This window comes from Candidatus Thiosymbion oneisti (genome assembly GCF_004359955.1).
GTDB lineage: Bacteria > Pseudomonadota > Gammaproteobacteria > Chromatiales > Chromatiaceae > Thiosymbion > Thiosymbion oneisti.
Map to the genome: position 1 here is coordinate 52,502 of NZ_SMSC01000010.1, position 21,390 is coordinate 73,891.

At 59.9% G+C, this 21,390-nt stretch carries 18 protein-coding genes; 9 read left to right on the top strand and 9 right to left on the bottom strand.

Annotated elements, in window-relative coordinates; all coding sequences use genetic code 11:
• Window positions 1-12 precede the first annotated feature (12 nt).
• Both E1958_RS07250 and E1958_RS07255 read left to right on the top strand, forming a co-directional pair.
• Complete coding sequence (locus tag E1958_RS07250; protein WP_133511294.1) at window positions 13-1,707, top strand: ShlB/FhaC/HecB family hemolysin secretion/activation protein; 1,695 nt, start codon at window positions 13-15, stop codon at window positions 1,705-1,707.
• Between the two features lie 190 nt (window positions 1,708-1,897).
• Window positions 1,898-2,092, top strand: a complete 195-nt coding sequence (locus E1958_RS07255) for a hypothetical protein (RefSeq protein ID WP_089724275.1) — start codon at window positions 1,898-1,900, stop codon at window positions 2,090-2,092.
• Window positions 2,093-2,423: 331 nt separating this feature from the next.
• On the opposite strand, the gene E1958_RS07260 is transcribed toward E1958_RS07255, so the two are convergent.
• From E1958_RS07260 to E1958_RS07290, 8 genes are all read right to left on the bottom strand, one after another.
• Window positions 2,424-4,826, bottom strand: coding sequence for a hypothetical protein (locus E1958_RS07260; protein ID WP_133511295.1), 2,403 nt, complete (start codon window positions 4,824-4,826; stop codon window positions 2,424-2,426).
• 80 nt (window positions 4,827-4,906) lie between these two features.
• Window positions 4,907-6,922 (bottom strand): two-partner secretion domain-containing protein, encoded by a 2,016-nt coding sequence (locus E1958_RS07265; protein ID WP_166664614.1) that lies wholly within the window; start codon window positions 6,920-6,922, stop codon window positions 4,907-4,909.
• A gap of 515 nt (window positions 6,923-7,437) precedes the next feature.
• Window positions 7,438-7,959 carry a hypothetical protein gene (locus E1958_RS07270; RefSeq protein ID WP_133511297.1) on the bottom strand — a complete coding sequence of 174 codons (522 nt, stop codon included), beginning with the start codon at window positions 7,957-7,959 and terminating at the stop codon, window positions 7,438-7,440.
• 71 nt (window positions 7,960-8,030) lie between these two features.
• Window positions 8,031-8,165, bottom strand: a complete 135-nt coding sequence (locus E1958_RS21625) for a hypothetical protein (protein ID WP_279381392.1) — start codon at window positions 8,163-8,165, stop codon at window positions 8,031-8,033.
• A gap of 140 nt (window positions 8,166-8,305) precedes the next feature.
• On the bottom strand, window positions 8,306-9,259 hold the full coding sequence (locus E1958_RS07275) for an acetyltransferase (RefSeq protein WP_133511298.1): 954 nt from the start codon (window positions 9,257-9,259) through the stop codon (window positions 8,306-8,308).
• Between the two features lie 383 nt (window positions 9,260-9,642).
• Complete coding sequence (locus E1958_RS07280) at window positions 9,643-10,767, bottom strand: sulfur reduction protein DsrS (RefSeq protein WP_133511299.1); 1,125 nt, start codon at window positions 10,765-10,767, stop codon at window positions 9,643-9,645.
• A gap of 50 nt (window positions 10,768-10,817) precedes the next feature.
• Entirely contained in the window at window positions 10,818-13,085 is a 2,268-nt protein-coding gene (locus E1958_RS07285; RefSeq protein ID WP_133511300.1) for an FdhF/YdeP family oxidoreductase, read from the bottom strand.
• A 200-nt stretch (window positions 13,086-13,285) separates the two neighbouring features.
• A complete protein-coding gene (locus E1958_RS07290; protein WP_133511301.1) occupies window positions 13,286-13,645 on the bottom strand; it encodes a helix-turn-helix domain-containing protein in 360 nt (119 codons plus the stop codon).
• 78 nt (window positions 13,646-13,723) lie between these two features.
• Between E1958_RS07290 and E1958_RS07295 the strand changes: the two genes are divergently transcribed.
• A complete protein-coding gene (locus E1958_RS07295; protein ID WP_133511302.1) occupies window positions 13,724-13,918 on the top strand; it encodes a helix-turn-helix domain-containing protein in 195 nt (64 codons plus the stop codon).
• Between the two features lie 491 nt (window positions 13,919-14,409).
• Here the strand turns inward: E1958_RS07295 and dksA are convergent, their stop codons facing one another.
• A complete protein-coding gene (dksA, locus tag E1958_RS07300) occupies window positions 14,410-14,844 on the bottom strand; it encodes an RNA polymerase-binding protein DksA (RefSeq protein WP_089729429.1) in 435 nt (144 codons plus the stop codon).
• A gap of 154 nt (window positions 14,845-14,998) precedes the next feature.
• Here dksA and E1958_RS20210 point away from each other — a divergent pair, with 154 nt between their 5' ends.
• The 6 genes from E1958_RS20210 to E1958_RS07330 are packed head-to-tail and all read left to right on the top strand — an operon-like array spanning window position 14,999 to window position 21,379.
• Window positions 14,999-17,824 carry a carbamoyltransferase N-terminal domain-containing protein gene (locus tag E1958_RS20210; protein WP_165741824.1) on the top strand — a complete coding sequence of 942 codons (2,826 nt, stop codon included), beginning with the start codon at window positions 14,999-15,001 and terminating at the stop codon, window positions 17,822-17,824.
• A gap of 33 nt (window positions 17,825-17,857) precedes the next feature.
• Entirely contained in the window at window positions 17,858-18,124 is a 267-nt protein-coding gene (locus E1958_RS07310) for a ribbon-helix-helix domain-containing protein (protein WP_089729431.1), read from the top strand.
• Window positions 18,121-18,432: a type II toxin-antitoxin system RelE/ParE family toxin gene (locus tag E1958_RS07315; protein ID WP_133511303.1), complete on the top strand. Its 312-nt coding sequence runs from the start codon at window positions 18,121-18,123 to the stop codon at window positions 18,430-18,432. The genes E1958_RS07310 and E1958_RS07315 overlap by 4 nt, the downstream gene beginning before the upstream one ends.
• A 39-nt stretch (window positions 18,433-18,471) precedes the next feature.
• Window positions 18,472-18,888 carry an SxtJ family membrane protein gene (locus E1958_RS07320; protein WP_133511304.1) on the top strand — a complete coding sequence of 139 codons (417 nt, stop codon included), beginning with the start codon at window positions 18,472-18,474 and terminating at the stop codon, window positions 18,886-18,888.
• A 1-nt stretch (window position 18,889) separates the two neighbouring features.
• The gene (locus tag E1958_RS07325; RefSeq protein ID WP_133511305.1) at window positions 18,890-20,152 is read left to right on the top strand and encodes an SGNH/GDSL hydrolase family protein; all 1,263 of its coding nucleotides are present in this window, start codon (window positions 18,890-18,892) and stop codon (window positions 20,150-20,152) included.
• 12 nt (window positions 20,153-20,164) lie between these two features.
• Entirely contained in the window at window positions 20,165-21,379 is a 1,215-nt protein-coding gene (locus E1958_RS07330; protein WP_133511306.1) for an SGNH/GDSL hydrolase family protein, read from the top strand.
• Window positions 21,380-21,390 lie beyond the last annotated feature (11 nt).

The window sequence follows — 21,390 nt, forward strand, 5'->3', positions numbered from 1 at the left end:
GGAGTCTCACCGATGGTCCGTTTTCTAAAGACGTTTGCCCTTTGTCTCGGTTGTGGTGGATCTTGCTTTTCCGTAGCGGTATCGGCACCGGCGACGGTGCCCGGAAGCATCGACCCCGGTAAGGTCTCCGCCCGCTTCCCGACCCGTCCGGAGCCCACCTCGACCGTCGTCGAGCCCGCCGCGCCCCCAGGTACCGAGCTCCCGATCGTAGACGCCCAGCGGCAGAGGTTCGATCTCCAGCAGATCCGGATCGTGGGGAGTTCTCTTTATTCCCCTGAACGCCTCGCCGGTCTCACCCAACCCCTGGTCGCGCAGCGGCGGGTAAGTGTCGCCGATATTCTCGGTTTGGTTCAGGTCCTGCGGGCGCAATACCAAGCGGACGGATACACCTTGGTCCGGATTCGCCGACCGCTGTTCGGTTTCGATGGCGAGGGATATATCGTGCGGATCGAGGTGGTGGAGGGCTATGTCGAGGGCCTGGTCCTGCCGCAGGGACGATCGGAAACGCAGCGGACCTTGTATCGCCGATACGCGGCCAAGCTCCAAGCGGACCGCCCCCTCTCCGACCGGGTCTATCACCGTTACAGCGCGTTGGCCAAGGACGTACCCGGTGGCGGCGTTTCCCTGGTACTTTCCCCCGGTACTCAGGCGGGGGCACTGCGCTTGCTGATCGAGCCGCCCTGGCAACAGCGGTTGCGGTTTTTCATGCACATCGATAATCGGGGCACGGAGGAATATGGCCCCTACCAGTTCACCTTGGGAACGCAAATTCCGAACCCGTTGCGAGCGAACGATCAGCTCGATCTTGCCTACAGTGGGACGGTGGAGTTCAATGAACTGCATTACTTCGCGGCAGCCTATACGCGGGCCTTGAACGCGGAAGGGACGGTCGTATCCGTGTCCGGCACCTACAATGACGGCGATCCGGGCACGGAGATTCTCAATCGCTTGGATTACCGGAGCGAGGGCTACTCCCTCGGGCTCGGGCTCAAACATCCGGTGGTTCGTGGTTTGGACTTCAGCACCTGGGTCTCCGGCGGCTATCGGTACCAGGACTTCCGTTCCGATATCCTCGGCACTCCGAATACCCGCGACCGGCTGAGTTTCTTCGACCTCGGGGTCTCGGTGGACTGGGCGGACGCCGCCTTCTTCGGCAAAGCCGCGAGGAATCTGCTGACCACGACATTGTTTCAGGGTGTGGATGGCCTGGGCAGCACGGACAATGACAACCGGTTTGCCTCCCGGGCCGATGGCCGGGTGGATTTCACGCGGTTTACGCTGAATTGGTATCGGTCTCAGCAGTTGTCCGGTCGTCTGGCGGCCACTTTGAATCTGCATGGGCAGTACGCTGCAACACCCGTGCTGTCATCCCAGGAATGTGCATATGGTGGGGCGATCTTCGGGCGGGGGTTCGAGCCCTCGGCGTTGTTCGGTGATCACTGCACCCTGGGAAGTCTGGAGCTGAGTTACGCTCCGGATTCCCCGGCATCACAGATAGGTAACCCACAGCTCTTCGGGTTTGTCGACTACGGTAAGTTGTGGCAGCGGGGCTCGGATGTCGAGGTGGAAGGAGCGTCGGTGGGGGCCGGAGTACGCATGCAGCTGTTCGATCGAGTCTCCACCCAGGTAGAGGTAGCGAGGGGGGATTCCGCAGTGATCAAGGATGATGGGTGGGCGGTATTTTTCAGTGTGAAGATCAGGCAGTGAATCACCTTGCAATTTCTGTCGTTCTTTTCTCAATCCTTATACCCCGTTGTGGCTTGGTGTCTTTGCGTGATGCAGAAGAAAAAAAGACCTGAATGCCGAGTTGCCGGTCCAAGTGGTCATCAGTCATGCTTATTTTTCTGGTTCCCATGCGCTGCGTGGGAACCAGAAACCGATCAGGCTGGAGGGTAGGATGAAGAAGAAACGAGTCTATTTGTTGACTATTGCTTATATCGCGGTTTATGCGATGCTTACCAAACTGACCTATCCCGAATTGGAGATTACGGCGCTCACTACGGTGATTGCCGTTCTCGGGTTTGTTTCAGCACTTGCAACCAACTATCTGATCAAAAAAGTGGAATGTAAAATAGGGAAAAATAATGATTAATCGATGACCTTTACTCTGCAGCCGGTTTTCAATGTCAAACAAGCTGCGCTGGCCCATGCCTCCCCCGTCGCTGGGCATTCATTTCAGACGGGGGAAGTTTACCCTCGGCTGGTCCCAATGCCATTAAGTTAGCTGCTGACCGTGGTAGGTCGGGTTAGGCGCTTGCGACGTGGGTTCTTGGGTGACAGGCTTGGCGCGCGCCGTAACCCGATACCCACCTGTCCGGTTACGGCGCGTTCGCACTCGGGTACCCACGCCCGCACCGCCAGGCGCGCCTAACCCGACCTATAAGACTTAACTTAATGGCATTGCGGCTGGTCCCCCACGCAGGTCATTTTGCAAGGTGGCCATAAGCGGTCTTGGCAAACCCGATTGCGTCTTGCGCAAGCAATGCGATACTCAACAATGACAGGCGTAATGACTTTAATTTTTCAATCCCGGTTATCTCTTCTTCCATTACAATGCCCTTATATGTACGCACGATCTCAGGAATTGCTTTGGTGTGTACGCCTGACAAATCCACATAGAGCACATCAGCGGTATTGCCGGTATTTGCAGCACTTATCGGCTGGTAAAGGGTAATAATGTATGGCCCCGGCCGGGATAAATCCAAAGGCAATTCCACTGACAAAGCAGTAAGCAACAGTTTAGACAGTTCATAGTTCGGCTTATTATATTCGAAGCCATCGGGTTTGCCTATCGGTATCAGAAACAAATTCAAACGGTTTTTAGACACATGTCCCCCTCCAACCCCTCCAAGACTCGTTGCACTTATAGTTGACCCATGAATTGCCTTTACCAGCTCATAATACAATGAGGTGGCTTTCTCATTGGCTTCACCCCTCCCCACCAAGACATAAGAATAGGTGGCATACCCCGGCTCTTCACCCCCATAGGAATACAAATATTGCCAGGCATGGGTGGACGGTTTGGCTTTCCCCCCGGGTTTCGGCCCGACGACGGTGTGATTCCTTGATTTCCCGCCTGCGATGCTGGGATCTACCAGAGGAAGGTTAGGCAATTCTGATTGGTGATGAGAAGAGGCCTGAGCAGCCCCGGCAGCCGCCGGAGAAGCAGCGGGCTGAGTAGCCCCGGCCGATGGCGAGAGGGAAGTTTGGGTGGTCCCGGTAGCCGATGGTGAGGAGGAAGACTGAGTGGTCTCAGCCGATGGAGAAACCGGGGGCGGCGCAACAAACATTGTGAATTCCTGGGTGAATTCCGATACCGCCACATTTCCTCCACTGACATTGGCTACTACTCTGATGGTAAAGCTTCCGGATTGGGTCGGAGTACCGGATAAGGTGACCGTGCCATTTCCATTATTCGCGTAGGACACTCCGGCCGGTAACCCACTGACGGTAAGCATCAATTCCCCCAGCGTGGCTTCACCCGGAGGAGACCCGGGCCCATCCGAACCGGCCATCCAAAACTGGAGCATGGGCGTCGTATAGGCTGAAAAGTTTTCCCCCGCTACGGCATATTGATCGGGAACTGGCTCTGAAACAATTCCCCCAAGGAAAGCAGGTTGTTGGCCAGAAATCAGGATAAAGGGATCGGAAGCGGTCGTACCTGATATCATGACTTTATCTTCACTTGCGGCGATAATCTGAGGGGTATCGATTTCCCCACCAAAATCAATAATCGAAGCGGTTATGGCGATATTGCCGTCCGCACGGACTGCATGATCGTATAACCCTAATCGAGTATCTTCCGTCAGGGTAATGTCTCCGCTTCCCGCATCGAGTGATCCCCAGTCGTCCGACTTGATTTCAGAGGCCAGGTTATCCGCATTCGCGGGATTGTCTTCTATACGGATGTCCCCACCACCGGTAACAACAACGCCTTCGATTAAATAACCTTCGGTTCGAACGGTCACGTCTCCACCACCCGTCCATATCTGGCCTCCGGTACCGATTTGGAAAAAACCAGCGTCGTTTGTCGGGTTGTCTTCTATACGGATGTTCCCACCATTGGTAACAACAACGCCTTCGATTAAATAACCTTCGGTTCGAACGGTCACGTCTCCACCGCTCGTCCATATCCGGCCTTCGGTACCGATTTGGAAAAAACCAGCGTTGTTTGTCGGGTTGTCTTCCATACGGATGTCCCCGCCCCAGGTATGAATCTCGCCTTCAATCCAAAGGTCATCGGTTCGAACGGTCATCTCTCCGCTACCCGTGTCTATCCGACCTTCGGTACCGATTTGGAAAAAACCAAAATCCTTTGTCGGGTTGTCTTCCATACGGATGTCCCCACCCTGGGTAAGAATAGTGCCTTCAATCCAAAGGTCATCGGTTCGAACGGTCATCTCTCCGCTGCCCGTGTCTATCCGACCTTCGGTACCGATTTGGAAAAAACCAAAATCCTTTGTCGGGTTGTCTTCTATACGAATGTCCCCACCCTGGGTAAGAATAGTGCCTTCAATCCAAAGGTCATCGGTTCGAACGGTCATCTCTCCGCCGCCCGTCCGTATCAGGCCTCCGGTACCGATTTGGAAAAAACCAAAATCCTTTGTCGGGTTGTCTTCCATACGGATGTCCCCACCCTGGGTAAGAATAGTGCCTTCAATCCAAAGGTCATCGGTTCGAACGGTCATCTCTCCGCTGCCCGTGTCTATCCGACCTTCGGTACCGATTTGGAAAAAACCAAAATCCTTTGTCAGGTTGTCTTCCATACGGATGTCCCCGCCCTCGGTAAGAATAGTGCCTTCAATCAAAAGGTCATCGGTTCGCACGGTCACCTCTCCGCCGCCCGTGTCTATCCAGCCTTCGGGACCGATTCGGAAAAAACCAGCGTCGTTTAGCGGGTTGTCTTCTATACGGATGTCCCCGCCCCATTGGTAAAATGGCTCCTGCAATCGAAAACAGTCCGGTTTGAACGGCAAGATCCCCGCCGTTTGTGGCTAGCAAACCTCCGGGATGGTTTCGAAAGTACCCAAAAGTTGTTTGCGGAATTATCTTCTATACGGATGTCCCCGCCCTGGGTAATAACAGTACCTTCAATCAAAAGATCTTCGGTTCGAACGGTCATCTCTCCGCCGTTCGTGGCCAGCAGGCTTCCGGAACCGACTCGGAAAAAACCGTAGTCGTCATTCGTATCGGCATAAATTTGAAGTCCACCGGAAGCCCCGGAAGCTAACCAAGGAAACGACACAATCAAAACGCCGGAACCGATATCGACCCCGCCGCCGGCGTAAAGACTAAGCGTAGAATCTCCGCCATCCCTTTTGACAATATCCGCTTCAATCGCAATGTTCCCTCCTGACGGACCGGAACCCGGATCAGAGACCTGATCGGCTACCAGCAAGACATCGCCACCGGTGTTCAAGACCGACTCGATACGCTCGGAGGCAATAATCGTATCCGTAAGGGGTTCGTATGGATTGCCGAAATCGACCCTGGCGCCGGCATTGCTTACCCTGATATCGCCCGAATCGTACAACAAGGTCCCACCCTTCCCGGCGGATGGGTTGCTGACATCGATCGTGAAGCCGGCGGCCAGATACTCTCGCCCTGAAATCGCGATCAGGCCCTGTTCTCCCCGTGCCGAGAGGTGTCCCGTCCCAAGGGTGTTCTTGTCCGCGCTGATAATGATCTGCCCTGCCCTCCCGCTGTGCGTGGCATCGGCATTGATCTCAACCTCTTTGAGGATGCTGTACTGAGCGGTGGAAAGCAGCCGCGGGGGAGAACGCACGCCGTGGCGCTGCGTTTGCTCCGGGCTGCCGTGGCCTCCCATGAAATCACCACCCACGAAGACTTGCCCGCCACCGGCATGGCCCGAGGCGTCGATGTCGACCTTGGCGAGTTCGACCTCTTCGCCGAGCAGATAGATATCACCTCCGCTTTGATCCTTCTTCTTCCCGGAAACGTCGAGCTTGCCGGCGACCGTTATTTTTTGTCTTGGAGTGCGGGGCTGTTGCCGCCGGCTGGTCGTACCCGAGGTCTCCCGTTGGCCGGGAAAGGCGGTGGAAAAGGTGATGGTCCCGATTTGCTTTTCGACCGTGGGCGCCAGGATCTTCCCGGAGCTATCGATCACACTATCCAGGGCCAGGCGGGTTTCGGCCGCGGAGAGCGCTACTCGTCCGCCGAAGGCCTCGAGCGTCCCGTGATTGCTGACCAAGTGCCTGAGCGGCTTGCCGGTTCGGTGGTCGATCACCTGGTCCAGGATTCGGTCATCGACCGCGATCCTCACCACCCCGTCACCCCGTGGATCAAGGGTGAACCGATTCGCGGAGGCCAGCGCGACCGTTCCGAGCCAGGCCTGGATGATCCCGTCATTGACGACGCCCGGTGCCACCAGTCCCACCAGTCCCGCTGCGCCTGCAGAGATAGATCCCTCATTGATAACGGCGGCATCCGGATTACCCGGTTGATCGAAATCGAAGGTGTTGGAACCGGAAAGAAAGCGCTCGTTGCGCATGAAGGACGACGTCAGGACCGTCCCGGCGGTATCGATCTTGCTCGTGGGACCGACCAGGATGCCGTTCCGATTGCTCAGCCAAAACTGTCCGTTACCCTGTATACGGCCATGAATTTTGGACGGTTTATTCTGGTGATCCTTGGCCCAGAAAATCGCCCCCGGGCCCGGTTGTCGGAGCTCCACCCGCTCATCTTCCCAGACATTGAAGGAGTCGAATTTACCGATGGCCCGGCCCGACTGCTGTCGGATGATGGTGGTGGTGGTGTCGTCCTGGAGGATGCTTGCCTCCCCGCCCTCGATGGTGCCTCCCTGCGGCGCAGACCATACCGCCGGCCCTCCGGCCAGGGAACCGAGCATAAAACCGATCACGACGGGGAACAGGTAGCCTGGTAGGGACTTGGAAGTATGCACGGCGATCTCCTTCCTGGAATACATTCCAATGCCGTCAAGTCAAGCCGCAAAGCCCCCCTCCCGGCGGGAGAGCGTTTGCCCCGAACGCGGCGAGGGGGCCGGGGAGAGGACGAACGAAAAACAGCGATCAATCAATCACAAAGGGTGCCGGTGACGCTTAACTTAATGGCATTGTCCCAAGCATGGGATTATTTAAGATCCCCTTAAACGGATCGGGTTTATTGCCCCGCCGTTCTTTCCATGAGTGATATATCTATTATATAGGGTCATTGTGTTTTTACCTGAAACCCAAGGCCATTATACTCCTCTAATACTATTATATAGGTTGTTATTGGGATGCCGATAATTACAACATACTGAAAAACAATGTTATTCCAGGATTTCGTTCCTGAATACGAGCTTCGCCCCTCTCCCACCGAAGGTGTCGCAAAAGCCCCTCTCCCGTCGGGAGAGGGGTTGGGGAGAGGGGGTCAAAGGGCAAAGCCGGCATCGCCCAGGAGAACCGAGGCGGAGTCTTATCGCAGTATCCGATCCAGGACCTGGGAGAGCTTATCCGAGGCCCTGGCAGAGCGCCCATGAGAGGCATCCAACATCTGCTCGAGACGGTGGCCGATGGCTTCGATCTCGTGGCGCAGCCGGCGGTTTTCGTGCTCGATTTTTCCCCGTAGCTCCGAGATGGACGTGCTTTGCTCGTAGGCCGAGATGCGCCTGTTCTTGGAGTCCTCGTAGGCCCTTTCCAGGTCGCGGAGCCAGGTGCTTTCAACGATAGCGAGGCAGGTTTCCCGCAAGGCATTGAGCAGCTGGGCGCCTTGGTCGTCCTCAGGGATCGAGTCGAGCTCAGCCCGACTGACGATCAGAGATACGGCGACCGCGAGCTTCGCAACCAGATCGTCCCGTTCATAGAGGACACCGGCGCGGTTGTAACCGGAGGCATGATGGAGAATACGGCAGCGCCGGTACAGAATAATTGCGAGGACAATCGCGGCGACGGCGCACAGGATCTCTCCGAGACTGACGGACAAGGTAAAGGTCGGCATTGGTTATTCCATTCGATCGTAACGGGACCGGCCTTTGGCTTCCCGAGCACGGGAATCTCGGCTGGACGCCTTCAACGGTTTATTTTATCGAGCATGGCCTTGACCGAGCGCACGGCCCGATCCTGCAAATCCCTTGCCCAAGGCGGTTGGGGAATATTCCAGCCGATAAGGATTCCGACGGCCAGGATGAAAAGGGTATACAACATAGCATCACCTGCAGGTCATTATGGGAAAGCCATGGTTCGTTGGAGCGAAAACTCTACATCCTGAGCGCTGTCCTGAAAAATCCTAAGGGCGGGATTTTGCCACGATTTCCTCGATCGGAAATGCCCGGCTTCAAACGGAATTAGAAAGCGACCATAAATTGCCTGACAAACTCGCCGTAACTATCGTCAGGAAGGTAATCGATGCCGGCAGCGGCCCGACGGCCACCACCGGTGGGGAAGCGGCGGCACAACGCATCGGCGCCCGTTCCTATCGCCGTCGGCGCACGCACGCTGACCACGAATCCGCCGGTGGGCAGCCGGGTCAGCAGGGCATGGGCCCGCTGCGCGGATGTCCGGGCGAGCTGATTGGCCAGGAGTCCGCTCACGCGCCGCGCCCAAGGCTCGGCGGGCAGGATATAGAGGGCATGGCGGTCGCCCGCGAGCTCCGGTTTCAAGACCTGGGCCCGCGCCATATCATCGGTGTAACCGGCGCGGAGGGTCCGGAAGGCAGGGTCCGCGGCGATGAATGCGAAGGGCTCCGCATAGGGCCGCAGGCGTCGGAACAACTCGTCCGGCGCGAGATACAGGTCCTCGAGCCGGGCCCCGTAGGCGTTGTAATTCAAGCAGACCCCGAGCTCGCGCAGGGCCGCCAGCTGCGCCTCGTCCAGCCCCAGGGGACCCGCGGCCCGCCGCGCCGCCGCCTCGAAATTGTCGCCGAAGGTGCCCACCACCGCCCAGGCACGGCATCTCCCCCCGAGGAAATCGTCCACCAGCAGACTGGTTCCTTTATGGGGGAGGGTCTCGATGTGGACATCCAGCCCAGGGTGCTCAGGGATGGCCCCAGGGAAATGGTGATCGAAATAACGGACCCGAACCCTGCGCTCCAGCAACCCGAGGAGGGCGCCCCGATTCCTGTCCAGGGAGATATCCAGTACCGTTACCTCATCGCCGGGGTTTGCCTGAACCCGCGCCAGCAGCCCGATGTCGCGCTTGACACCCGTAACCAGCGTTGCCTCCCGCGGCTCGATCAGCCGGAGCTGTTGGAGTGCGCAGATACCGTCCGCGTCCCCGTTGAAGACGTCGAAATAGGCCATGTTCCGTATCTCCCGCGTGGCCTGCCCGTGCGGACCTCACTTTGGGTGTAGGATGTGGTGAGCGCCTGCCCACCGCCCCAAGCACGCCTGCCTGGGCTGGTCTACCTACCCCCAGGGATGGGAAAAGCCCGGCAGACAAGCGGCAGGCGGCGAACCGCATCATAAAGGAATCCTGAATGATTCGGCGCTGTTTGGGGGATCGAACTACCCATGGGCTAGGATTCGTTTTAACCGGACAGCTCCTCAACGATGGCAGTGTAATTCATAAGGCTCTTTATGGATTCCGGACTGCCAACGATCATGGAAGGGTACCACCGGACGTTTTGGAGTGCGGCGGCAACCTCACCCCGATGCTTACCGGAACCTACAGCCCTAAGCAACGGTTACTGCTTTCCCCGCAGTCTATCGATCTGTTCCAACAGGGGATCGATGACCGGTTGCAGCTTGCGGCGCATGAGGCTGCCGATGGCGGTGGAGTCTCGTAGCACGGGTCTCAGCACGCCATAGCCCAAACCCGAAAGTAGACGCATGGCGGATATTTCCGGTGCCAGGCCCGGTGCCGCATCGCAGCACGCACGCACGTCCTCCGGGCTATTGCCGGCATGGGCATAGTCCTGCGCATCCTGTACGAGGGCTGCCAGCGGCAAGTCCGGATCGCCGTCCGGGCGCAGTGGTGAGAAATAGGCGCGCACCAGATCGAAGGTGGCCTGGACCAGGTCCTGGGTCGGGGGCTTGGCGAGTACGGTCGCCAGGGTTTTAAGAAAGGTCTGGCCCGGCGAGGACCGCACGCGCAGCAGCAGGGCAGCGCATGGATTGCCGGCCTGTGCCAAGGGTCGGAGGTGCCGCGCATGGTCCTCGACATCGGTCCGGGCGGGTACGGGTTGCGGCAGGTCATCCGGCAGGGCCTGGAGGAAACCCACCAGATAGGCCTGCTTGCGGGCGGATTTTTTCCACAGGGATAACCGATCCTCGGCGTCGATCAGCCCCGGCTGGAGGATAAGCCGGACCGACGCCGTCATCTTCTCGGTTTCGGTCTCGAAAGGCAGGAACTCCAGCAGGTAACGGGCGAGGACCCGGCCCATCTTGCCGGCGACGATGGCCGGATTGGCGAGCATGTGGCGGGCGTTCTCGGCATCTTCCATGGCCCACCAAGCCCGTCTTGCCAGCTCATCGGTCAGGCCCGGGGCACAGACGGCCGCTACCACGGCCTCCGGCTCTCCCAGCATCAGGAGTTGCTCCAGGCTCTCGTCGCGCATCTGGCCCATACGCGTCCAACGCCGGAGATAGACCGGATAGCCACCGGGGGAGCCGAGGATGTGACCGGAGATGAGCTCCCTGACGCTGCGCACATAGTGCTCGGGGCGCCCCTCCGGGTGGAGCGGGACCTTGGACTCGCCCCTTTCGGACAGGCCCCAGACGATCATCCTGGATTCGTCGATCCGGATGGCCAGGGGCTTGTTGGCGAGCAGAACGTTGAGCCGAAAGATATCTTCGCTGGTTAGCCCCATTAGATCAAAATCCGGGTCGCAGGCCCAGGTTTGTTCCTTCAGGATTGCTTTTAACCAGACAGCTCCTTAGCAAGTCCCGCGGGCCGGAGGCGAATGGGAATCAACTTGCTGGTGGGGGTGATACTGCGGTCCGCGTAGCTGTCGATGGGGACCAGGACGTTGGTTTCGGGAAAGTAGGCAGCCGCGCAGCCCTTGGGTATCGCGTAGGGGACTACCTCGAAGCCCGTCGCGCGGCGTGGCAGGCCATCCTCGGCTTCACTGATGAGATCGACCCGCGTGCCTTCCTTGAGGCCACGGGCGTGCATGTCCTCCGGGTGGAGGAAGACGACCAAGCGCCGCCCCTGGATACCGCGATAGCGATCGTTCAGACCATGGATGGTGGTGTTGTACTGGTCGTGGGCACGCAGGGTCATCAGGCGCAACTGGTCCGGGGCCAGTTGGGGGCCAGGTAGGGGGTGCACCAAAAAACAGGCCTTGCCGGTGGGGGTCTGCCAGCGACGTTCGCGGGCGCTGTTACCCAAGTAAAACCCACCCGCCTGCCGCAGCTTGCGGTTGTAGTCCCTGAAGCCCGGAATCACCGCCGCAATCCTGGTGCGAATGCGATCATAATCGGCGACCAGTTCATCCCAGTCGGGGCCCTGCTCACCAAGGGCGGCCTTGGCCATGCCGGCGACAATGGCCGGCTCGGAGCGCAGGTGGGGACTGGCCGGCCGACGATGGCCGCGGGAGGTATGGACCATGCTCATGGAATCCTCCACCGTCACCTGTTGTGGCCCCGTGGCCTGCAGATCCAGCTCGGTTCGACCCAGACAGGGCAAGATAAGGGCGTCCTTACCGCAAGCCAGGTGACTGAAATTCAGCTTGGTACTTATCTGTACCGTGAGTTGCAGCCCGCTCAGGGCCTCCTCGGTGTAGTTCCGGTCCGGGGCCGCGGCCGCCAGGTTGCCTCCCATACAGATCAGGGCCTTCACCTTAGCTTCCGCCATGGCCTTGATGGAATCGACCGTAGCATAACCCGGACTTTGCGGGGGCCGGAATCGGAACTCACGGCCCAGGGCTTCTAAAAAGGTCGGGTCGGGTTTCACCCTAATGCCCATGGTGCGATCCCCTTGCACATTGCTGTGACCGCGCACGGGGCAGAGTCCGGCACCCGGTTTGCCCAGATTCCCACCGAGCAACATCCAATTGGTCAAGGTCTGGATGGTAGCGACCGCATGTTTTTGTTGGGTGAGCCCCATGGCCCAGCAGGCAATGACCCGTTCGGCCTGCATGTAGAGCTCGGCCGCTTGGGTGATTTGGGCACGACTCAGGCCGCTTCCCGCTTCGATTTGGGTCCAGGTCGTGTCCTCAAGGTCCCGGACGCAGGCCGTGAACCCCTGGGTGTGGTTGTCGATGAAATCCTGGTCCAAGACCCCTCCCCCCGGCTGGGTCTCCCGTTCCAAGAGGACCTTCATCATGCCCTTGATCAAGGCCAGGTCGCCGCCGACCAGGGGTTGCAGGTAAAGGCTGGAAATGGAAGTGGGCCGCTGGAACAGGGTCGCCCCCAGGTGTTTGGGGTTGATGAAGCGCGTGAGCCCTGCTTCCTGGAGCGGGTTGACGGAGACGATCTTGCACCCCCGTCTGGCGGCCTTTTCCAGCTCCGTCAGCATCCGTGGGTGGTTGCTGCCCGGATTCTGTCCGAAAACAAAGATGGCATCCGCCAGCGCGAAGTCCTCCAAGGTCACTGTTCCCTTGCCGGTACCAATGGCCTCGGTTAAGGCTACCCCGCTGGATTCGTGGCAGAGATTGGCGGAATCGGGCAGGTTATTGGTCCCCAACAGGCGCCCGAACAACTGCAAGAGAAAGGCCGCCTCGTTACTGGTGCGTCCCGAGGTATAGAGTACCGCCTGGTCCGGGTGGTCCAAGCCCCGGAGGTGCCGTCCGATGAGCGAAAATGCCGCTTCCCAACCGATGGGTTCATAGCGGTCGCTGTGACGATTGTAGCGCAGGGGTTCGGTTAGACGCCCCTGTTGTTCCAGCCAATAGTGGGACCGGCCGCGCAATTGGGACAGGGTGTGGCGGGCAAAGAATTCGCGACCAATGCGGCGCTGGGTCGCTTCATGGACAATGGCCTTGATGCCGTTCTCGCACAACTCCAAACGGCTGGCCTGCCTGGGTTCGGGCCAAGCGCAACCGGGGCAATCGAAGCCACCCGGTTGGTTGGTCCTGAGCAGGCACTTCACATCCCCCACGCGGTGATGCCACAGGTGTCGGGCACTGGCAAGCAGCGCACCCAGGCCGCCCGCGACCGTCCGGTTTTGCCTGGTCTGCTCTGCCATGGTCGGGTTCCTTATCGATAAGGGAAATACCAAACCTGGACCTCCCCGGCCAAACGCTTAGCGATTGCTGCTAACGGGCATTTCCGTCCAGGCCATCCGCAAGCCTTTTCAAGCCGCAGATTATGCAGCTTTCCACAGATGAAAAACGAACCAATCTGCGTAATCTGCGGATAAAAGAAAACTATGGGTAATGGTGGGCATCAATCCGATCCGACGGTCGGATCCTCCACCCCCGCCATGGATTCGATGAGTGCCAACAAGGGCACCCGCAGCGTGAGCGGCAGGCCTTCCCAGGCGGCCAACAGACGGTTCACCTGCTCCACGGCATAGTCGCCATGCGGCTCCAGGACATAGCCTTCCTTGCCGGTCGCCAACCACTCCATGCTGACCCCGAGGGTGCGCGCCAAGGCTGCCAGTGTACTCGGCTTTGCCCCCTTGGTTTCGCCAGACTCGATCTTGTTGATCGCGCCCGGCGTTACACCGACCCGCTCTGCGAGCTCGGTCTGTCTCAACTTTACCCGTCCCCTTGCATTAGCAACCCGACCGCCAAATGTGTTCATACTCAAAAATTACTTGAGCAATCGGTTCGTATGCTATATTCTATGTGAATATATTCATATTTCGGGGGGGCAGCAGGCATGACCAAGGCAGAGGCGATTCAGCTCTTTGGGAGCAAGCAGGCATTGGCGGAGGCGCTGGGCGTCCATCGGAGCCTGATTTCGAAGCTGCCGGAGCAGCTGCCCACCAAATACAGTGATCGGGCAACAGGAGCAGCGATCCGGTTGGGCCGGGTAACCCCGCGCCTGGTTGCCGGTACTTGGCGACTGGATTGATGGGCACGCTGCGCTCGGTGCATCCTGACCAGTCGTCGCAGCGCACAAACTTTGCAGCATAACCGAAACTTTGGAACCCTTCCGAAGGGCGCTTGCTTTGCCCATCCTACGTATTGTTGACATTCAGAAGGTCCGCACAGCGGACCCTACGCTGACCACCTGGTTATTTCTCTCGTTCCCACGCGCTGCGTGGGAACGCGGAAGCTCCGCGCCGCGGAGTGTCTCGGAGCAGACCGCTGGGATGTTGCGGCCATCCAGCCTGTGAAAACCCTTGGTCAGTGCAGATAACAACCGGAAACAGAACCACGGATAAACACGGATCGACACGGATGGAGACCAATCCGTGTTGATCCGTGTCCATCCGTGGTTCGAGAGCGTGGGAACGAGCCGAAATCCTTAATTCGCGTGCTTCGTGGTTTCCCGTAACCCAGACAAGCTGTCCACGGGCAGGCAAATACCGCGAGCGGAGGGCCGTTCTTCCCGGCTAGCCCTTAGCCGTGCTGCTTCTCGCGGATCTCGTCGAGGGTCTTGCAGTCGATGCACAGGGTCGCGGTGGGGCGCGCCTCCAGACGGCGTATTCCGATCTCCACGCCGCAGCCTTCACAGAAGCCGTACTCGTGATTGTCCAGGCGGGTGATGGCCTCATCGATCTTTTTGATCAGTTTGCGCTCCCGGTCGCGGGTTCGCAGTTCCAGGCTGAACTCCGACTCCTGGGTGGCGCGGTCATTAGGATCGGGGAAGTTGGTCGCCTCGTCCTGCATATGATGCACCGTGCGGTCGACCTCCTCCATCAATTCCCGCTTCCAGGCCAGGAGGATGGCTCTGAAGTGCTCCTCCTGATCCGGATTCATGTACTCTTCGTCTACCGCGGCCTCGTATGGCGCTAAGCCGAATACTTGGGCACCCGTGTTATCTGACTCGACCATGCGATCCTCCCGGATGGTCTGCCGATGGTGGCGGTGATCCGGCGGAACACCGCGGATCAGGCGATATCATGGTTGCACGGACCTCCAATCTCAAACCATCATTAAATACCAAATCGGACCCTGTGCGGCAACAGATTTCTGTAGGAGCAAGTGTATGACCGCGATCCTGGGCATTTCCGCCTTCTATCACGACGCGGCCGCGGCCCTGATCGTGGACGGTCGGATCATCGCCGCCGCCCAGGAAGAACGCTTCACGCGCAACAAGCACGATGCCGGCTTTCCCGGTCAGGCCATCGACTATTGCTTACGGGAAGCGGGCCTGAGCGCCGAGCAATTGGATTATGTCGGCTTCTACGACAAGCCCCTGCTCAAATTCGAGCGTTTGCTGGAAACCTATCTCGCCTACGCCCCGGCCGGCTTTAAGTCGTTCCTCCGGGCCATGCCCCTGTGGTTGCATCAGAAGCTGCACCTGCCGCGCGAGATAGCTAAGGGACTGCACGGACGGTACCGGAAGAAGTATGTGTTCACCCAGCATCACGTCTCGCACGCGGCCAGCGCCTTCTACCCCTCGCCCTATGACGAGGCGGCGATCCTGACCCTCGACGGCGTCGGGGAATGGGCCACCTGCAGCTTCGGCGTGGGACAGGGTAACCGGATCGAGCTTAGCAGCGAGCTGCACTTTCCCCACTCCCTCGGGTTGCTCTATTCGGCGTTTACCGATTTCGTCGGATTCAACGTCAATGGCGATGAATACAAGCTGATGGGCCTGGCGCCCTACGGCGAGCCGAAGCACGTCGACCTGATCCTTGATAACCTACTCGACCTGAAGCCCGACGGGTCGTTCCGCCTGGACATGTCGTACTTCAACTACTGCCAGGGCCTGACCATGACGACGCGGAAATTCGAGGGACTGTTCGGGCGCCCGCCGCGCCGGGGCGGACAGCCCATCACCCGCAGCGACATGGACATCGCCGCGTCGATCCAACGAGTCACTGAAGAAATCATGCTGCGGCAAGCCCGCCACGTACAGGCACAGACCGGCATGAAACGGCTGTGCTTGGCCGGCGGCGTGGCGCTGAACTGCGTGGGCAACGGGCGCCTCCTGCGCGAAGGGCCGTTCGAGGCGATCTGGGTCCAACCCGCGGCGGGCGACGCCGGCGGGGCCTTGGGGGTGGCCCAGTACATCTGGTACCAGCTGCTGGACAATCCGCGCCGGGCCGAGGCCGGAGATTCGCAACGCGGTTCACTCCTCGGCCCGCAGTACGGCGATCGGCAGATCGCAGGCTTCCTCCGGTCCGTCGCTGCGATCTACCAGCGCGTGGACGACGACGAGGCGTTGTGCGGGCAGGTCGCCGCCGCCCTCGAGCAGGGCCAGGTGGTCGGTTGGTACCAGGGGCGGATGGAGTTCGGCCCGCGCGCCCTGGGTAGTCGCAGCATCCTCGGCGACGCCCGGGATCCGGCCATGCAGGAGACGATCAACAGAAAGGTGAAGTTTCGTGAGGGCTTCCGCCCCTTTGCCCCCATCGTACTAGCGGAACACGCCCATAAATATTTCGAGCTGGAGCCGGGGCAGGCAAGCCCCTACATGCTGCTGACGGCGCCGGTGCGCGCGGATAAGCGGTTGGGGCTCCCCCCCGAGCCACAAGACCCTGCAGGCACCGCCGAGCTGCAACGGCAGCGTTCGGTCATTCCCGCGGTTACCCATGTGGACTACTCGGCGCGGGTGCAGACCGTCGATCCGCGGCGGCACGGACTACTGCGCCGGCTGCTGGAGCGATTCAACGCCCAAACCGGCTGCCCGGTGCTGGTCAATACGAGCTTCAACCTCGGCTGGGATCCGATCGTCTGCACGCCGCAGGACGCCTACCGCATGTTCATGGCCTGCGACATCGACCTGCTGGCGATGGGCCATTACGTGCTGCGCAAGGCCGAGCAGCCGGCGACGGTAACCGCGGTCCGCGCCGGCACCACGGACGAGGTCTTCGAGGACAAGCTGGCCAGCCCGTGCGTGGCCGGCGGCACGGCGGCGCTGATGCGCCGCGGCGACCGGCTCATCTGCGCCGAGACCGGTCATGAGTTTGCCGTCACTGACCAGATTCCGCAGCTCTTCTGGCCGCACGAGCAGTACGGCGACTCACGCGATCGGACGGAAATCGTCAAGGCGTTCTATGAGCAGACGCCCTTCCCCAACTACGATGACCAGGATTCGGTGCGGGCGCTGATCGAGAAAGCACGGGCGGGCCGCTACGCCCGCCGGTTGGATGAGACGATCCCTTACAACGCCGAGGTGCTGGAGATCGGTTGCGGGACGGGGCAATTGACCAACTTTCTGGGCAGCTCGTGCCGACGGGTGATCGGCACCGACATGTGTCTGAACTCCCTGCGGTTAGGTGAGGCGTTTCGCCGCGAGCAGGGTTTGGTGCGGGTTCGGTTCATGCAAATGAACCTGTTCCGCCCGGCGTTGCGGCCCGCCCGATTCGACGTGGTGCTGTGCAATGGCGTGTTACACCATACCTCCGACCCCTACCGCGGACTTATGGCCTTGGTGCCGCTGCTCAAACCCGGCGGGCATCTGGTCCTGGGCCTCTACAATCGCTACGGGCGGCTGGCCACCGACCTGCGCCGGCACCTGTTACGGCGGCTGCCCGGCAGCGCCAGGTGGATCGACCCTATCCTGCGCCGGGGCGGCGTAAGCGCTGCCAAGCGACAGGCCTGGTTCGCCGATCAATATCTGCACCCACACGAGTCGAAACATACCTGCGGTGAGGTGTTGCGGTGGTTCGAGCAGACGGGTCTCGAGCTCGTGCGCGGTATCCCGGCCCTGCGGCCGGATGACGATGGCCTGGCCGGCGAGAGCCTGTTCGAGCCGCAACCGCGGGGTACGGCCCTGGAGCGGCTGGTCGTACAGGCCAGTCAGATCATCGCCCCGGGTCAGGCCGAGGGCGGATTCTTTACCATGATCGGTCGCAAACCGAGCTGAGCAAATTGTGAGCCCGCGAAACGGAGGTGCATCATGCGAACAACGCAACAATTCAGCATCACCCTTCCAAATGACATAGCCGACGTGGTGCAGGCAAAAGTGCAGGCAGGCGAATACGCCAGCGAAAGCGAGGTTATTTGTGACGGGTTGCGCGTCTTGATGGCACGTGATAGAGCGGAAAGCTGGCTGCGCAAGCAGGTAGGTCCGGCCTACGATGCGCTAAGAGCCGACCCTTCGCGCGCCGTCACCGTCGAGGATGTGCGTGCCCGCCTCACTGCTGAGCACACCAAAGCGCAATGACCTATCGCGTTGTCTTCTCGCCGGAAGCCGAAGAACAGCTTGCGGCGCTGTATCACTACATCACGAAAGCGGCCTCACCGAGCGTTGCGGGGCGTTATACTGAGGCCATCGTCAGCTACTGCGAGAACCTGAAAACCTTTCCCCATCGCGGCACCAAGCGCGACGATATTCGGCCCGGTTTGCGTATCACAAACTACAAGAGGCGGACAGTGATCGCTTTCACCATAGACGATGAACAGGTCTCTGTCCTAGGGGTTTATTACGGCGGTCAGAACTATGAAACGATCCTCCAGGACGACCGCGAGTAATCCCGGTGTTTGCAGGACCGGCGTAAAGAGTGAACCGACATGGCCTTGATTTCCATCGATCCCTACCCCTCGCAGTCTGTTCTGGCCTGGTTCGGCGTGACGATGCTGGTCTTCTTCGTGTTGATCGGCGGGATGGTGCAGTTAGGCACGGGGGAGTGGACGGCGCCGCTCCTGGTGTGGACCCTCGGCGCGGTATTGACCCTCATCTATTATGCCCTTCGGCCCTTGCGCCGGCCGCTGTATCTGGGCTGGATGCATCTGCTGTTTCCCATCGGCTGGGTCATGTCGCACCTGGTCTTAGGTCTAATGTATTATCTAGTCATTACCCCCATCGGGCTGCTGATGCGGGCACTGGGTCGGGACCCGATGCAGCGGCGCTTCGAGCCGGATGCGACCAGCTATTGGGTCCCGCATCGGGCGGAGCAGGAATTATCCCAATATTTCCATCAGTTTTGATATGGCAAAGACCCTGTTGCGATCACTGCAGGCGGTCGGATCGGGCATCCGCACGGGCTGGCTGCTCCTGGGCGTCACCCTGATTCTGATCATCGTCTGTGAGGCGGGGCTGCGCCTGGCGCTGACAACCTGGGATTGGCTCGTGGAGCGTCAGCCGTTGACCGAGCACAAGATCAATAGGTCAGCGCCGGTTGACTCGGCACTGGGCGACGCGGATTACAGCGTCGAATGGAAGCGCGAGTATTCCAAGGCATTTGACGAGGTCCGGCGACACGTCTGGCAGCCGTATGTCTATTGGCGGCATGCCCCATACCGGAGCGGGTACCTCAACGTGGATCAAAACGGTCTGCGGGCAACCTGGAACCCGCCAACCCGGGACGGCACCGACGATCCGCCGCCGGTGCGCGTGTTCACCTTCGGCGGCTCGACTATGTGGGGCTGGGGCGCACGCGATGACCATACCATCGCCTCGTATCTGAGCAAGCTGTTGCACGAGCAGGGGTATCGCGCCGAGGTGACGAATTACGGCCAGCTCGGCTATGTCAGCACCCAGGAAGTGATCGCCCTGCTGCGCTGCATCCAGCGCGGTGAGGTGCCGGACATCGTGCTCTTTTACGATGGTATCAACGATGTGGTGTCCTCTTACTTCAACGATGAAGCAGGTCTCTCGATAACCGAGGCGGTCCGGCGTGCGGAATTCAGGCTCAGCTGGCGGCCGAAACAACTTGCACGGATCTATGGACGAAGGTTCCCGATCGAAAATCTTTGGGGATTCCACCGTTTGGCGACAGGGCTGCAGCGCCGCCCGCGGCCGCAGGCAGCACCACCGCCGCCGAGCGACGACGCGCTGGTCCGGCAAACGGTACGCATGTACGAAGCCAACCTCACCCTGGTCGAGTCGCTAGGGCGAAGCTACGGATTCGACCCGCTGTTCTACTGGCAACCGGTCATCTTTTCCAAGCGCCACCGCTCACCCTACGAGCAGTATTGGGCTGAGCGATTGCTCTTTATAGAGCAGACGCCCAACATGGAGCAGATGTACGACGCCATCTACCGACGGATACAACGCTCCCAAGCCCTGAACAGCCGTCCGCATTTTCACGACATCGGCACGCTGTTCCACGACTTGAAGGAACCTCATTATCGGGACTTCGGACCCATATCCAGGTCGGGCAATCGGCTGATCGCCGCGGCCATGGTGAATGACGTGATCGGGCTGATCGAGCAGCGCCGGGCAGGCGCCGAAGAGAAGAGGGTGCGGTGATTGCTTAGCGGTATGGCAAGGGTCCTACTTCGATCCATGCGGGTGGTCGGATCGGGCATCCGCACGGGCTGGCTGCTCCTGGGTATCACGCTGATTCTGACCATCGGCTGCGAGGCGGGGCTGCGCCTGGCGCTGACCACCAGGGGTTGGCTCACGGAGCGTCAGCCGTTGACCGAGGATAAGTCTGAAAACAGGGTGGTACTGGCCGCATGGATCCCCGAGTATCTCGAGGAACTCAACGAGGCCCTGCGAGCCGTCTGGTCCCCATACGCCTATTGGCGGAGTGCCTCCTTCCAGGGCCGCTACACCAACGTAAACCAAAACGGCCTGCGGGCAACCTGGAACCCGCCGACCCGGGACGGCGCCGATGACCCGCCGCCGATGCGCGTGTTCACCTTCGGCGGTTCGACCATGTGGTGCTGGGGCGCACGCGATGACCACACCATCGCCTCGCACCTGAGCAAGCTGCTGTACGAGAAAGGGCAGCGTGTCGAGGTGACGAATTACGGCCAACTCGGTTACACCAGCACCCAGGAAGTGATCGCCCTGTTGCGCTACCTCCAGCGCGGCGACGTGCCGGACATCGTGCTCTTTTACGATGGTATCAACGATGTGTTTTCGTCTTACCATAACGGCGCAGCGGGCATCCCGATACATGAGGTGGTCCGGCGGGCGGAATTCAACCTCAGCCAGCGGCCGATACAGCTGGCGTGGCGCTGGGGACGAGAGGTCCTGGCCGGAAACCTGTGGGGGTTCCACCGTCTAGTGACGGGGCTGCAACGCCGCCTGCGGCGGCAGGCAGCACCACCGCTACCGAGCGACGACGCGCTGGTCCGGCAAATGGTACGCGTGTACGAAGCCAACCTCACCCTGGTCGAGTCGCTAGGGCGAAGCTACGGATTCGATCCGCTGTTCTACTGGCAACCGGTCATCTTTTCCAAGCGCCACCGCTCACCCTACGAGCAGCATCGGGCCAAGGGGAATCCCTTTCTGAAGCAGACCTACGACACCGTCTACCAACGGATACGGCGCTCCCAAGCCCTGAACAGCCGTCCGCATTTTCACAACCTCAGCGCGCTGTTCGATGACTTGAAGGAACCTTATTATTGGGACTTTGCACACGTATCCGGGGCGGGCAACCGGTTGATCGCTGCGGCCATGGTGGATGACGTGATCGAGCTGATCGAGCAACGCCGAGCAGCCGCCAAACAGAAGACGGTGCGGTGATCGTTTAGCGG